At 65.5% G+C, this 14,759-nt stretch carries 11 protein-coding genes; 4 read left to right on the top strand and 7 right to left on the bottom strand.

Annotated elements, in window-relative coordinates; translation table 11 throughout:
* Window positions 1-69: 69 nt before the first annotated feature.
* From JEY66_RS15185 to JEY66_RS15175, 3 genes are read left to right on the top strand one after another with little or no spacing between them, the layout of a single operon-like run.
* Window positions 70-2,418, top strand: coding sequence for a hypothetical protein (locus JEY66_RS15185; protein WP_244620820.1), 2,349 nt, complete (start codon window positions 70-72; stop codon window positions 2,416-2,418).
* Window positions 2,419-2,476: 58 nt separating this feature from the next.
* Window positions 2,477-3,835 (top strand): hypothetical protein, encoded by a 1,359-nt coding sequence (locus JEY66_RS15180; protein ID WP_018272914.1) that lies wholly within the window; start codon window positions 2,477-2,479, stop codon window positions 3,833-3,835.
* A gap of 38 nt (window positions 3,836-3,873) precedes the next feature.
* Entirely contained in the window at window positions 3,874-4,599 is a 726-nt protein-coding gene (locus tag JEY66_RS15175) for a formyltransferase family protein (RefSeq protein ID WP_041482943.1), read from the top strand.
* Between the two features lie 9 nt (window positions 4,600-4,608).
* Here JEY66_RS15175 and JEY66_RS15170 read toward each other — a convergent pair whose 3' ends face one another.
* The 3 genes from JEY66_RS15170 to JEY66_RS15160 all read right to left on the bottom strand — a co-directional run bounded on the left by JEY66_RS15170 (window position 4,609) and on the right by JEY66_RS15160 (window position 10,104).
* On the bottom strand, window positions 4,609-4,830 hold the full coding sequence (locus JEY66_RS15170) for a hypothetical protein (RefSeq protein WP_080586156.1): 222 nt from the start codon (window positions 4,828-4,830) through the stop codon (window positions 4,609-4,611).
* Between the two features lie 364 nt (window positions 4,831-5,194).
* Window positions 5,195-6,649 carry a short-chain fatty acid transporter gene (locus JEY66_RS15165; RefSeq protein ID WP_018272917.1) on the bottom strand — a complete coding sequence of 485 codons (1,455 nt, stop codon included), beginning with the start codon at window positions 6,647-6,649 and terminating at the stop codon, window positions 5,195-5,197.
* Window positions 6,650-6,702: 53 nt separating this feature from the next.
* The gene (locus JEY66_RS15160) at window positions 6,703-10,104 is read right to left on the bottom strand and encodes a molybdopterin-dependent oxidoreductase (RefSeq protein ID WP_198390641.1); all 3,402 of its coding nucleotides are present in this window, start codon (window positions 10,102-10,104) and stop codon (window positions 6,703-6,705) included.
* A gap of 144 nt (window positions 10,105-10,248) precedes the next feature.
* Between JEY66_RS15160 and JEY66_RS15155 the strand changes: the two genes are divergently transcribed.
* Window positions 10,249-10,926 carry a GntR family transcriptional regulator gene (locus JEY66_RS15155; RefSeq protein WP_018272919.1) on the top strand — a complete coding sequence of 226 codons (678 nt, stop codon included), beginning with the start codon at window positions 10,249-10,251 and terminating at the stop codon, window positions 10,924-10,926.
* 37 nt (window positions 10,927-10,963) lie between these two features.
* Here the strand turns inward: JEY66_RS15155 and JEY66_RS15150 are convergent, their stop codons facing one another.
* The 4 genes from JEY66_RS15150 to JEY66_RS15135 form a co-directional block, all read right to left on the bottom strand.
* On the bottom strand, window positions 10,964-12,124 hold the full coding sequence (locus tag JEY66_RS15150) for an acyl-CoA dehydrogenase family protein (RefSeq protein ID WP_018272920.1): 1,161 nt from the start codon (window positions 12,122-12,124) through the stop codon (window positions 10,964-10,966).
* A gap of 122 nt (window positions 12,125-12,246) precedes the next feature.
* On the bottom strand, window positions 12,247-12,624 hold the full coding sequence (locus JEY66_RS15145; RefSeq protein WP_244620819.1) for an enoyl-CoA hydratase-related protein: 378 nt from the start codon (window positions 12,622-12,624) through the stop codon (window positions 12,247-12,249).
* Complete coding sequence (locus JEY66_RS15140; protein WP_018272922.1) at window positions 12,515-13,318, bottom strand: SDR family NAD(P)-dependent oxidoreductase; 804 nt, start codon at window positions 13,316-13,318, stop codon at window positions 12,515-12,517. Before JEY66_RS15140 ends, JEY66_RS15145 begins: the two co-directional genes overlap by 110 nt.
* An 18-nt stretch (window positions 13,319-13,336) precedes the next feature.
* Window positions 13,337-14,587, bottom strand: coding sequence for an acetyl-CoA C-acetyltransferase (locus tag JEY66_RS15135; protein WP_018272923.1), 1,251 nt, complete (start codon window positions 14,585-14,587; stop codon window positions 13,337-13,339).
* Window positions 14,588-14,759 lie beyond the last annotated feature (172 nt).

The raw sequence follows: 14,759 nt of genomic DNA, 5'->3' as shown, positions 1-14,759 counted from the left end.
TGCACGACGCCGGATGGCGTATTTGAAAGGGTTTTTCAGCGTTCCTGCATTGCTGAAAAATTTCCGAACATGTCCGCCAGTTTCGTTCAGCATCGAATCCAGGCGGAGGCGCGGGCGCGCAAGGTATCGCAGGAGCGGTGCGGCTCCACCGAAGTGCGCATCGCCGACATCTACAAATACTTTCCATTCAGGCTGTTCGGCCTGGGCCGCAATGCATTGCAGGATCTCGCGCAGATCGAGTTCGAAAGCGAACTCGAGCTGTGCCGCGTCAATCCCGAAATGCTCGAGCAATATCTGGACATGAAGCGCGGCGGTTTTCGCGTCGGCTTCGTTTCCGACACTTACTGGAGCACCGACCAGCTCGCGCAGTTGCTGCGTTCCTGCAGTCCCGGGCTGAGCTGGGATTTCCTCTATGCGTCCTGCGATCACGGCAGCAGCAAGAGCGAAGCGCTGTTTGAGGCCTATCTCGCCGAGCAAGGCATCGACGCGGCAAGCTCGTTCCATGTCGGCGACAACCACACCGCCGATGTCAACGGCGCGCGCCGTCACGGCATCCGCCCGCGCTACTACCCGCAGGCCGGCGCGGCGCTGGCTTCCAAATTTCAGCGCGAGACATCGATCTTCGAATTGCTGTGCCCCGATCAGCCGTCGCGGCTCGATTGCGGCGCCCGCACGCTGCGGCGCGCGGTGACGACGAAGAGCGCGGAGCATTCTCCCGCTTTCAACCTCGGCCTGACCGTGCTCGGCCCGATGATGGCGGCGTTCGATGCATTCATTGCCGCCCGGCGCGCGGCGCTTGCTCGCAATGGCGCACGCGTTGCGATCGGATTCCTCGGCCGCGACGGCCTGCTGCCGTATCGGGTCTGGCAGGCAAACCACGGCGAGACCGGCGCCTATATCGAGATCAATCGTCGCGTCAGCCTGGTCGGATCCGCGGACACCCTCGAACCGCTCTGTGAGCTGCTGAGCCGGGTCGTCATGATCGACGCGACGACCTTTGTCGACATCGTCAAGGTGCGGCCGCCCGCCGTGATGAAGTTCTTCGCGCAGTATCCCGACGGCATTGCGAGCGGCCGCGAACTCGCCGACGCCCTGCCCGATCTGATGGACCCGCGCGAAATCACCGATATCGCTGCCGGCGTCCGGGCGCGTCTGTTCACCTACCTTCGCGCGCATATCCGGGATTTCGACGACTGCACCGATCTGATCCTGGTCGATCTCGGCTATTCCGCAAGCGTGCAGAAATCGCTGCGACGAATTTTCGATCGCGAGGGCATCCGCATCCGCCTGCACGGCACCTATCTGCTGACGCTTGACGATGCCTTCGACGACATCGCCGATGACGACACCGCGGAGGGCCTGATCTCGGATCACGTCGTCACGCCGCACGTCAAGCGCATGCTGATCCGCAACGTCGCCTTGCTGGAGCAGCTGTGCTGCTCCAGGGAAGGATCCGCGCGGGATTATCGCGACGGTGACGTGTTGCGCGAGGGTGATCAGCGCCCGGCCGCCCAGCTGGCGCTGGCGGCCGAGGTGCAATCCGGAACGCTGGCCTATGTTTCGCGCACCCGCGAGCTGGCACCACGCTACGGATTGCAGCCCGATGCCGATCCCGCGGTCGCGGCGCGCTGGGCCGCCGCCGTGCTCGGACGCCTCCTGCTGCTGCCGGACGACGATGAGCTCGCGTTGCTCGGCGGCATCAAGCATGACGTCAATCTCGGCACCCAGGCGCTGGCGCCGTTGCTCGATGCCGACTTCGTCAATGATTGCATCATCGCCCGCGGCCTCATGAGCGCCTGCACGGCTCCGGCGCCCCCGATGTGGCTGGCGGGCAGCTTTGCCGCCCTCTCGCCGTCGCACGCCTATCTCTATACGCTGTTCGGCGCCAATCGCCTGCCCGCGAATGTGTTCGGCGAAGCACTGTGCGGGACGCTGCAGGTCGGTCTGTTCGACCGGAATGGCCAGGCGTCGCTGGAGGCGGTCAGCGTCTATCATACCGGGCTCGGCGACCTCCGCCTGCGGATACCGCTGTCGCGCCGGATGGCAATCGCGACCATCGCGCTGCCGCTGGCCAAGCTCACCCGCGACGGGATGCTCCACGGCATCACGGTCCAATACGGCGAGAGCGCCGCGAAGGCCGCCGAGAGTTCGAACGTGACAGCGATCGCCGCGGCACGGCTCATCGATGCCGGCCTCGAACGGCGCGGCCGTCACTTCCGCGCTAGCAGTGACGACGGCATGCTGCTGATGCCGGTCGACGGCTTCGAAGACGACGTCGCCCTCTACACGGTCGCGCTGACCACCCTCGACCATGACCGCATCCTTGCGGTCGCGGACTGCGACGGCAACGGTGCCCCCTCGGCCACACTGACCTGGCGCAGCGCCAAAGGCATGCCGGCAACGAACAACGACAGATGATTTGTCCGCCTGATCCGGCCGCCCCGCACGTAGAAGGTTAACGAGGGGTAGTGCGGGCATGATTTCGGCTGACACGGCGCAAGCGGACGGCTTGCAGACGAACTTCGACCAATTGCTGGCGGCGAACGGCATCCGGATGAGCGCGGCGCAGCGCCGACGGCTCGCATGGCTGTCGGAGCGGCTCGGACCCGCGGTCGTCCATCAGGCCGGCTCGGTGCCGGCGAGGGACCATGGCGTCATCATCCTCGTCGAGCCGCCGAGCGGCCCCGCCGCCGAGATGCTTTACCGGTCGCTTCGCGCCGACTGCGCGGTCGTCGTCCCCTTCGGCGAGAATCCCGCCTTCGACTTCCTGAAATCCAAGCTGACCGACTTCGGAACGATCGGGCCGAGCTTCGATGGCCCGCATGAGATGTGGTGGGGCGGCCTCAATTGGCGCCCGATCGCGCCCGAGCAAGGCTCGAGGTCCGAGGCATCGCTGCGCGTGGTCTCCTGCTACCCCCGCGCTTGCGGCGACGATCGCGCCCGCGCCCTCCGCGACAAGCTGGCCGAATTCCGGATCGCCTGCGATATCGCACCGATCGACACCGCAGACGGCGAGCACATGCGCGCAGCCGATAAATCCGGCTTCATGCTGCGGATGTGGGAGCAGCACCGCGAGCCGCTGCTCTTCATCGAGGCCGACGCAGTCCTCAGCGAGCCGCCACTGCTGCCGTCATACCTTGATTGCGACGTCGCGCTCCACAAATGGAACCGGTGGGAAATGTCGGCGCGCACCCTCTATCTCGGCCGCTCGCCTGCCGCCGAAACGGTGCTGCGCAACTGGCACCACATCGCGAGCGCCTATCCCGCGGTCTGGGAAGGCTATTTGCTCGACCAGGCCTGGAGCCTGACATCGTCGCAGATGGCGCTCGACACGGTCTGGCTGCCGCGCTCGTACCACGCCCCGGCCGAAGACGCCGGCACGCCCCGCCACACCACGGTCGTTCACAACCTGCCCACCGACGGCAGCGATCTTGGACCGGACGCCGAATTCGGCATCGCGATGCGGGCCGCGCGGCGCGCCAGCCGCAGCGGCGGCCGTGACGCCATGATCGTGATCCGGTCGCAGGCGGCCTCGAATGAGGCGATCACCGTGATCATGCGCGATATAGCGACCAGCGACGCGCGCGAAATGGCTGCCGGCATCGAGGCGGTCACCGGCGCGTTCGCGGCCGATTGCGGCGGATTCGGCCGGCTCGAGCTCGCACTCTGCCCCTGGCAGGACGATATCCGCGCGGCGAAATCGGCCGCGAGAAGCGCGAACAACCGCATCATCGAGATCGCGCCGTGGCAGACATTGCCGGCCGACCTGTTCCGCACCGTGGGCCAGTCCCGCGATGCCGGCAGCGTCGTCGTGATGGCCGGGCAGCGCGGCTGATGAACGCGGGGAAGACAGAGCAAGGGAAGGACATCGACATCATGAAGACAATCATCCTTCTCACCGGCGTCGCCAACCAGCAATTCGCGCTCACCGAACTGCTGAAGGCGCACAATCCGGCGCTGTCGTTCCGCTGCGTGGTAACGGCCGACGAGCTCGCCGCGATCGGGCCGGAGGTCTTGCGCGAGGCCCGGCTGTTGGCCTTCACCACCAGCGTCATCGTGCCGGAGCACATTCTGGCGGCACTCGGCCATGGCGCCTACAATTTCCATCCCGGCCCGCCGCAATATCCCGGCTGGGCGCCAGCGCATTTCGCGCTCTATGACGGTGCCCGCACCTTCGGCGCGACGGCCCATGCGATGGCGGCGCGCGTCGATTCCGGCCCGATCGTCGGGGTCGAGTCCTTCATCATTCCCGACAGGATCAGCGTACGCGGGCTCGAACAGATCGCCTATGTGCGGCTTGCCCATCTGTTCTGGCGGATGTCGCGCGATCTCGCCTGCGATCCCACGCCGCTGGCGGAATTGGAGATCGCCTGGTGCGGAATCAAGAGCACGCGGCAGATGTACCGCGAGATGTGCGAGCTTCCCGCCGGCATCAGCGCCGGCGAGCTGGCGCGCCGGATCCGCGCCTTCCATGACGACTTTCGCGGCATCCCGCTGACCTGCTCGTTGCACGGCATCCGCTTCCAGCTGGCAACGACTGCCGCGCAGGCGCCCGAGGCGCCGCAGGTGGTCTCGCCGCCGCTCGCCGCAGCCTCCTGAGAAACCGCCTCAACCGCGCGTCGCACGGCCCCCGACCTCGCGGCGCTGCTGCAAGTGCGCCCTCACCGCACGCTCCGCGGCGCGCGCGGAGCCGAAATAGCCCCCGTCGAGGCCGTCAAAGGCGCGGTCGGAGGAGAAGAAGCAGAAGCCACGGCTATCGCTGACGACGATGCCGGCGGTGCGATCCGATACTTCGATGACATAGGCTTGGGGCATTTGGGCTTGGGACATGCGTGCTCAATCGCCGAATGACGGCGCTCCTGTCTGATTGTCGGATGCTTTGGACTTGTCGAAGCGATCAACAACAACAGACGCCGGTCGCCGCCGAGACACAGCGATGCTGCATGCGGCGTCGCATGTCGCACATCAAGCTGCAGTGGTCATGTCTCATTGCGGTGACCTTGGACAACACGGATATCGCGCATCAATATCCAGCCAAACCGCGCGGCGGTCAATGAAATGACTGTCCAAAGATGACTGTCCGGCGCGATGGCTCGTTCGCGGCCGGCGGAAAAACAGCACAGTTTTGGTAATGACGGTCGTCGAGCGCTGACTTGGCCGGGCACCGTGCGTCCCGGTGCCCGGCCATGGTCGCTCAAGGCAGGATCGGCGGATGATAGGTGAAGGTTGCCATCAGGATCGCCGCCAGCAGCATCACGATCGGAAAGTGGATGAAGAACTGCACCGAGGTGTAGCCGATCAGATCCTTCGACTTCAGGCCGAGGATGCCGAGCAGCGGCAGCATCCAGAACGGGTTGATGAAGTTCGGCAGCGTCTCGGCGATGTTGTAGACCATCACCGTCCAGCCGAGATGCGCGCCGATGTCGTTGGCCGCCTTCATGATGTAGGGCGCCTCGATGATCCACTTGCCGCCGGCCGACGGCACGAAGAAGCCGAGCAGCGCCGAATAGATTCCGACCAGGAACGAGAACACGGTGGAATTGCTGGAGGCGCCGACGAACCAGTGTGCGATCGTGTCCGACAGCGTCGTGCCGCTGCCGTTCGGGACCTTGGTCAGGATCTGCGCAATGCCGGCGTAGAACGGAAACTGCAACAGCACGCCGGAGACACTCGGCATCGCCTTCGAGAACGACTCGATGAGGCTGCGCGGACGCCAGTGCAGCACGATGCCGAGGATGAGGAAGACGAAATTATAGGTGTTGAGGCCCGACAACGTGATCAGCGGATTGCCCGACTGGAACGTCTGCCACAACCAGCCGGCGGCAAGCACGGCGATCAGGATCGTCAGCAGCGGGCTGAACTCCAGCCAGTCGCCCGGACGCGCCGGCTTCCTGGCCTCGATGCGATCATCGCCAAGCGCAACGCCGAGGTCTTCCGCCGTCTTCGCCTGTTCGGGCGCAGGCGTCGTGAAATAGCAGATCGCAGCAGAGACCACGGTCACCATCACGACGGTGACCATGTTCTGCCAGGTCAGGATGGTTTCCGAGAAACCGATCACGCCGGTGATCGGCAGAAGCGATGCCGGAATGCTGCCGGCATTGGCCTGCAGCTGCGCGGCTGATGACGTGATGCCGAGGGTGAAGCCGCAACCGAGCCCGAGATAGCCGGCGGCACCGGCCGCCCGGTAGTCGAGCCTGATGTCGGTACGCCGTGCGATCTCCCGCACCAGAAGACCCGAGAAGATCAGGCTCAGGCCCCAGTTCAGCAGCGACAGAAAGATGCTGAGCACGCCGACAAAGACCACGGCGCCGCGCCCGGTCTTCGGCACGCTGGCGAGCCGCGCCAGCACGGCCGCCATCGGCGGCGACATCGCCACGACATAGCCGCCGATCGCGACCAGCGCCATCTGCATCGTGAAGGGAATCAGGTTCCAGAACCCGTCACCGAACGCGCGGCTGACGGCAAGCGGCGAACCGCCATGCAGGATCGCGCCAATTGCGACCGCAATCACCGCGATCAGGACGAAGACGTAGGCATCCGGGAACCAGCGCTCCGCAAACGCCACCAGGGCTTGCGAAAATCGCGCGATGATGTTGTCCGCGACAGGTTTTCGTAAGCCCACGGTTTGATCGTGCGTTGCATTCGTCATCAATCTGATCCCCTTCCGGTAATGCGGTTACAGCCTTCAATCGTGTTTGGTCATCAAAGCGCGAGCGTGAGATCGGTCAGCGGCACGGCCTGGCAGGCGAGGCACTGTCCCTCGCTGCCATCGACAGGGCCGAGATGGGTGAACTCCCCATCGACGACCTGAACCGCACAGCTTTCGCATTGCCCGACACGGCAGCCGCTCGGCAGCGCGACACCCGCCGCACTCGCCGCATCAAGCAGCGTCCCCTGCTCGGGTTTCCAGGAAAAGCTCTGCTTGCTGCCCGCAAGCCGGATGGTGCGCGGCGCAAGGTTGCTCGGCACCGACGGCGGCGACACGAAGCTTTCAGCGAAAATGTCGAAGCGCGGCACGCCGAGCGCCGTCACGGCCTCGATCTGCGCCGCAACGAATTCCGGCGAGCCGCAGATGTAGACCAGCGGCCGGCGCGCCAACAGCGGCTTGACCTGTCCGAGATCAACCCTCCCCTTGCGCAACGAATGCGAGTCGATCGGGTCCTGCGCGAACGGCGCGGAATAGAATGTCACGCGCTTCAGCCTTGGAATACCGGCGTCCAACTGTGCAAGCCGCTCGGCAAACGGATGCTCCCGGCTGCTGCGGCAGCCATGCAGCAGCAGGATTTCGCCAACGCGATCCTGTGGCGCAATCCGTTGCAGCGTTTCGAGATGGCTGATGAACGGCGTGATGCCGATGCCGGCGGCGAGGAAAATCAGCGGCCGCGCCCCCTTCAATGGCGGCGTGAAGATGCCGCCCGGCGGCTCCAGCACAACCTCGTCGCCGACGGCCAGGCGATGCAGACGATCCGGCATGAAGAACGCCGCGTCGCCACCCGGCGCCTCATTGAAGAAACGTCCCTTCACCGCGATCGACAGCGCATGCGGCAGATCAGCCGATCCGGTCAGCGAATAGGCCCGAGCCTCCGCCGCGCCGGGCAGCGAGACCATGACGTGCTGGCCCGGCAGGAAGTCGGGCAGCGGACCGCCGTCACGTGGCAGCAGCTTGAGCGCGACGACATTATCCGCCTCGGCGCGGCGCGCGCCGACCGTGAACCGCCGCTGACCGCTCCACAGGCCACGACTGGCAATTCCGTCGCGCCTGATATCGCAGACAATCGCGCGCAGCGGGACGGAGCCGCTGACCGGATCGCGTGCATCGTCGTGCAGCACGGCGTTGATGTTGCGGGTGTGGATGCCTGCCGTCGCGGAACGCTCGCGGCCGAGCGGCGGACATTCTTCCCACCAGCCGAATTCGGCGACGACGACCCGATCGTCGAGCGCCGCATTGAGGCGCACCTTCAAGCGCACGGCACCGCCATGCGTCTCCACCACGGCCCAGTCGCCTTCGGCAAGGCCGCGCCTCTCGGCGAGTTGCGGACTGATCTCGACGGCCGGATCGGGCGACTTGCGCCGCAGCGAGGCGACGTGCCGATAGGAGGAGTGAACGAACCAGCCGCTCTTGGCGGTGGAAAGCGCGAGCGGAAAGCGTGCGTCCGGCGCTGCCGTGAGCGGGCTGCCGACCGGCTCGACGTGGTCGGGCAAGGGATCATACCCGTGTCCCAGCATCAGCTCGGAATAAAGCTCGACGCGGCGCGTCGGCGTCGCAAATCCGGCGACTGTTCGGTCCTCGCGCGCCACGGCGTATTTTTCGTCGCGGAAGGCCTGCGGGAACCGACGACCCTCGGGATGCGCGCGGAGATCCTCGACATCGATGCCGAGCGGTGCGAGCTGATAGTTCCACCCGGCCGTGATGTCGCCGCCGAAGAACAGCTCGTCCATGCCGAGCTTGAGCGCGAGCGCGGCAGCGATCTCATAGTCCGCCTTCACCTCACCGACCGGCTCGACCATGCGCGGGCGAAACTGCACGGTCTCGACGGCCTGCTGCGTGATCTCGAATCCGATCTTGAGCGCATCGCGCTCCCACGGCGTGCTGGCGGGCAGCACGAAATCGGCGCTCTCCGCGGTCGGGTTCATGAACATGTCGATATGAACCTGGAATTCCAGCGCGTTCAGCGCGGCGCGGTTGCGCTCGGAATGGCCCTGCGAGACGACGAAGTTGGTGCCGAAGGCGACCAGCGCGCGCACCCGGTAGGGCTCGCCGTCGAGCACGGCCCGGCTGAAGTCGCGCGCCGTGATCCAGCCCTTGGCCGGCGGGCCGAGCGGCAGCTCAGTAATGCCCAGCGCCTTTGCCTGCTGCTCCGGCGACAGGATGTTGTAGTCGTTGAGAGCACGGGTCGGCGGCGGCACCGGCCAGCGATTGCCGCCGGGCCGGTCGCAAGCGCCGGTCAGCGCATACAACGTTGCAATCGTGCGCTCGATCGCGGTCGCGTTGGTGTGCTGGCCGACGCCGGTCCAGGAATGATAGGCGAGCCGTGGCCGTCGAGCGAGAAGCGTGTTGAACGCGTCGACGTCCTCGACAGGAAGCCAGGTCAGCTCCGCGACGTGCGCCGGCGTGTAAGGCGCGGCTCGCTCGACAAGCAGTTCGAACGCAGTTGCCGCCGCTATCATCCGGCCGTCGCGTGTGCGGACCTGCAGCGCGCCGCGCAGCTGGCCACAGCTCTCCGGCGCGTAGCGGGTGTCGCAAGGTACCGGCGCGCCCGACGCATCGAGACGAACGAAAGCCTCCGACGCGCCATCCGGCCACAACGCGTCGGCGCGCAGGAAGCGTCCCGTCGCACGATCGACCAGCAGCGATCCATTGGTCCATGCGTTGACGAAATCCGCATCGAAGCTGCCGGTTGCGATGAGGTGACGGATCGCCCCCATCGCGAGCGCACCATCGGCGCCCGGGCGAATGCGCAGCCACAGATCGGCCTGCTGCCCCGAGCCGTTCGGCTTGGGATCGACCACCACGACCTTGGCGCCGCGCCGCCGCGCATCGGCGATCCGCGTTGCCTGGGCGAGCCAGGTGCGCGCCGGATTGTGGCCCCACAGGATAATCGCATCGGCATTGTCGTAATCGGGAAAGCCGATGCCGCGGCCGAAGGTCAGCGCGTGCGCATAGTCCTTGTGCCAGCCGCAGATCTCGACCGCATAGATCAGGTTCGGGCTGCCGAAGCCACGGATGAAACGCTCGACCCACTCGAAACTGTCGACCATCGGCGTGCCGCTCGGCGTGGTGACGCCGAACGCCACCGCCTCGGCGCCGCTCTCGGCGCGGATCGTACCGAGCCGAGCGGCGATCTCGGTCAACGCCTCGTCCCAGGACACCTCGACCCAGCCCGGATCGGCGGCGCCGCGCGGCTGGGTCCGCTTCAGCGGAACGGTCAGCCGGCGCGGGCTGGCGACGATTTCGGGCGCCGCCCTGCCCTTGGCACAAAGCGCGCCGCCGGTCGGGTGGTTATTCAATACCTCTACGCCGACAAGGCGCCCGTCCTCGACCACGGTGACGGCACCGCAGCGCGAGCGACAAAGCGTGCAATAGCCGGGTAGCCGCTCTTTCACCGCCGTTTCACCTATTCCGTTAGCCCATGTGACGCATTTTTGTAGTGCGTTACACATTTACGTCATACGCTACCGGCGGCGTCAAGGCTAAGTAATAATCAGGGACGAATCGAAGTTCCCAGCGAGAGGCGGCGACGACCACCCATGGACCAGAATTTGCGAGAACAGGTGCTGCAGCGGGTGCGGGCCGAGATCATTTCCGGGCAGAGCCTTCCGGGCACGATGTATTCGGTGCCGTCTCTCGCGGCGAGCCTCGGCGTCTCCTCGACGCCGGTGCGCGAAGCACTGCTCGAGCTCAGCCGCGGCGGCCTGGTCGAGCCGATGCGCAACCGCGGCTTCAAGGTGGTCGAGCCGACGCTGACCGAGTTGCGCAACCTGTTCGACATGCGCGAGGTGCTCGAGCTGCACGCCGCCGTGCTGGTCGCCGCCAACCCGCCAAAGGATCTGGCAGTCGTGCGCGGCTGGGCCGACCAGATCGCCAAGGCCGTCGAGACCGACGACGTCCAGCTCTATCTGGAAGCCGACCGCAACTATCATCGCGAGTTCATCGCGGCCGCCGGCAACGACCTGCTGACCGACACGGTGATGGGCCTGCGCGACAAGATGCGGCTGTACGGCATCAGTTCCCGCGCCGGCCACGAGCGGCAGCAAGCGTCAGTGCCCGAGCATTACCGGTTGATCGAGCTCGCGCTCGCCGGCGAGACCGAGGCGCTGACCGCCCTGCTCCGCACGCACATCCGCTCCTGGGAGCCGATCTTCGTCGATGCATTGCTGCGCTCGAAGGAGCATGCGCGCGAGCCACTGCGGCAGGCCCGCGGCTGACGCGGAGCGGAGGCAGCTAGGCGGTCGTGGTGACCGGCTAGTCCAGAATGCTCTTGTAGTGCTCCGAGAAGACATCGCGGCCGATAATCAGCCGCATCACCTCGGAGCTTCCAGCGAGGATTCGATTGACGCGCGCGTCGGTAAACATCCGACTGATCGGATATTCATCCATGTAACCTGCGCCGCCGTGCAACTGGACGCCAAGATCGAGCATCTTCCACTCGACCTCCGACGACATCATCTTGGCCTTCGCGCCCATGTTGCTGGTCAGGCGTCCGGCATTGTGCTCGGCCACGCAGTGATCGACATAGACCTGCACGAGATCGATTTCGGCATCCATCTCCGCCATGCGGAACTGGGTGTTCTGCTGTTCGGCGAGCGGCCGGCCGAACAGTTTGCGGTCCATCACGTAAGCGCGCGTGATGTCGAACGCCTTGCGGCCGTTGGCGATCGATCCGACCGCAGAGATCAACCGCTCCTCGGCAAGGCCTTCCATCAGATAGTAGAAGCCCCTGCCGGGTTCTCCCAGCACGTTGGCCTTGGGCACCTTCACATTGTTGAAGAACAGTTCGGCAGTGTCCTGTGCCGGCATGCCCATCTTCTTGAGATTGCGGCCGCGCGCAAAACCTTCCATGCCGCGCTCGACGATCAGGAGCACCATGGCATGCTTCTTCTCGGCGCCCGCGAGCTTTGCCGCCACGATCACCACGTCGGAATTGATGCCGTTTGAAATATAGGTCTTCGAGCCATTGAGCAGGAAATGATCGCCCTTGTCTTCCGCCGTCGTCCGCATGCCAGCGAGGTCCGAGCCCGCGCCGGGCTCGGTCATCGCGATCGCCAGGATGGTCTCGCCGCTGACGCATTTCGGCAGGAATCGGTCGCGCTGCTCCTCGGTGCCGAAGCGCTTGAAATAAGGACCGACCAAGCGGCTGTGCAGCGTGTTGTACCAGCCCTTGCAGCCCGAGCGCGCAGTCTCCTCGATGATGATCTGCTCGTAGCGGAAGTCCTCGTCGCCCATTCCGCCATATTTTTCCTCGGGCCAGATCATCAGGAAGCCGAGGTCACCGGCCTTCTTGAACGCGCTGCGGTCGACGATGCCGGCCTCCCGCCATTCCTCCATATGGGGCGCAATCTCGCTGGCGAGAAACTTGCGGTAGGAGTCGCGGAAGATGACCTGGTCTTCGGTAAAGCTGCGCATCAATCACCCAATAGCGCTCTCTTGGAAGCCCGCCGGCGTGCGGCGAGGCACCGGTAAAAAGTTTGGAGCGCCGGTTCTGCTGCAATCAAAACCGACGCTCCGTCATCAAAACAGGCGATGCCCTACTTGCCCTTCCAGTTCGGTGGGCGTTTTTCTGCAAAGGCAGCCGCGCCCTCGCGGGCATCCTCGGATACGAAGACAGGACCGACGATCTCCTGCTGCCTCTTCCACATCTCATCTTCCGGCCAGAGCCGGGATTCGACGATCACCTGCTTGGATGCCTTCACGGCGAGCGGGCCGTTGGCGCCGATCGCGGCCGCAAGCTCGAGCGCGGCATCGAGCGCCGGGCCGTCGGTCACACGATTGATGATGCCGAGCTGGTAGGCACGCTCAGCGCCGAAGAACTCGCCCGTCAACGCGAACTCCATCGCCACGCGGAACGGCATCTGGCGCGGCATGCGGATCAGGCCGCCGGCCGCAGCGGCCAGCCCGCGCTTCACCTCGGGAATCCCGAACTTGGCGTTGCGGTTGGCGACGATCATGTCGCACGAACGCGGCCTTGACGTTCTCCGGGGCGCCCTGCAGCAGCGGGGTGTTGAAGATGCCCGGCAGGATGGTGTTGACGCGGATGCCCTCGGCCATCAGGTCGCGCGCGATCGGCAGGGTCATGCCGACCACGCCGGCCTTCGACGCCGAATAGGCCGCCTGGCCCATCTGGCCGTCCTCGGCCGCGACCGACGCCGTGTTGACGACCGCGCCGCGCTCGCCGTGCTCCAGCGGGGCCAGCGACAGCATGCCCTGCGCCGACTTGGCGATACAGCGGAAGGTACCGACGAGGTTGATCTGGATGATGCGGTTGAAAGCGTCGATCGGGAAGTGCATGGGTTCGCCGGTCTTCTTGTCACGGCCGGCGGTCTTCACCGCGTTGCCGGTGCCTGCGCAGTTCACCAGGATGCGTTCCTGGCCGTGCGCCGCGCGGGCCTTGGCGAAGCCCGCATCGACCTGCTCGTCGGAGGTGACATCGACCTTGCAGAACACGCCGCCGATTTCCTTGGCGATGGCCTCACCTTTCTCATCGTTGAAGTCGAAGATCGCGACTTTCACGCCTTGCGCAGCGAGCGCGCGCGAGGTGGCGGCACCAAGGCCCGAAGCGCCGCCGGTGACGACGGCGGCGACCGATGAATCGAGTTTCATGGCAATATCCTTTCGCGATCAGATGCGTTCGATGATGATGGCCGGTGCCATGCCGCCGGCGGCACACATGGTGACCAGGCCATAGCGTCCGCCGCTGCGCTCGAGTTCGTCGAGCGCCGTGCCGATCAAGATCGATCCGGTCGCGCCGATCGGGTGGCCGAGCGCGATCGAGCCGCCATTGATGTTGACCTTCTCGCGATCGAGCTCGAGATCGCGGATGAATTTCTCGGCGACGACCGCGAAGGCCTCGTTGATCTCCCAGACGTCGATGTCGTTCTTGGTCAGGCCGGCCTTGGCAAGAACCTTCTTGGCCGCTGGAACCGGGGCGTTAAGCATCAGCGTCGGGTCGTCACCCTGGTTGGCATAGGCCACGATGCGGCCGCGCGGCTTGAGGCCGTGCTTCTCGGCATATGCCTTCGAGGTGATCAGAACTGCGGCAGCCCCGTCCACCACGCCCGAGCTGTTGCCGGCATGATGCACGCCCTTCCACTCGAGGTCCGGATAGCGGCGCTGGATCTGCTTCTTGAACGTCGTGCCGTTGCCGAGATCGAAATCGGCAAGCTGCTCGAAGCTCGGCTTCAGCGAAGCCAGTCCTTCGGCAGTGGTTTCCGGGCGCGGGAATTCCTCGCGATTGAGGGCAACGCTGCCGTCGTCGTTGAGGACGGGGATCACCGACTTGGCGAAACGCCCTTCATCGATGGCCCGCTTGGCGCGCTGCTGGCTCGTCAGCGCCAGGGCATCGCAGGCCTCGCGGCTGATCCCCTCGCGCGTCGCGATGGCGTCGCCGCACACGCCCTGGTGCGACTGCGGGTGAATCTCGTCAAGCGCCGGATTGCCCGAACCCATCATCCGCGCCGGCTGCCCGGCCTTGGAGCGCTCGGCTGCGAGGGTCTGTTGATAGCTCATCATCTCGGTGCCGCCGGCGATGACGCAATCCTCCATCCCCGACATCACTGACGCTGCCGCAAGGTTCACCGACGTGATACCGCCGCCGCAGAAACGATCCAGCGTCGTGCCGCTGGCGTTGATATCGTAGCCCGCCGCGAGCGCCGACATGCGTCCGAGATCGCCGCCCTGCTTGCCTTCCTGGGTCGATGTCGACCAGATGATGTCATCGACGGTCGACGTGTCGAGCTTGTTGCGCTCCTTGAGCGCGCCGAGCACCGTCGCGGCCAGGTGCTGCGGATGCAGGTGCGACAGCGCCCCCTTGCCCGGCTTGCCGATGCCCCGCGGCGTGCGAACGGCGTCAATGATGTATGCTTCAGACATGCGTTTCCCTTTGCTTCGGATGTTTCGTTAGCTTGCGCTCGTGCCGATGGTCCCAACCGTTTCCGCGAGGCATCAACGGTGTGGCGTCACCGCAAGCGGCTCGGCAATCGAGTTGCGCTGATCTTCGAAGTACCCGAAGCGCGGCACCTGCCGGAGCTGCTGCTCGTCGGCG

It is taken from the genome of Bradyrhizobium elkanii USDA 76 (assembly GCF_023278185.1).
GTDB classification, from domain to species: Bacteria; Pseudomonadota; Alphaproteobacteria; order Rhizobiales; family Xanthobacteraceae; genus Bradyrhizobium; species Bradyrhizobium elkanii.
This window is presented reverse-complemented; position numbering and strand designations above follow the sequence as displayed.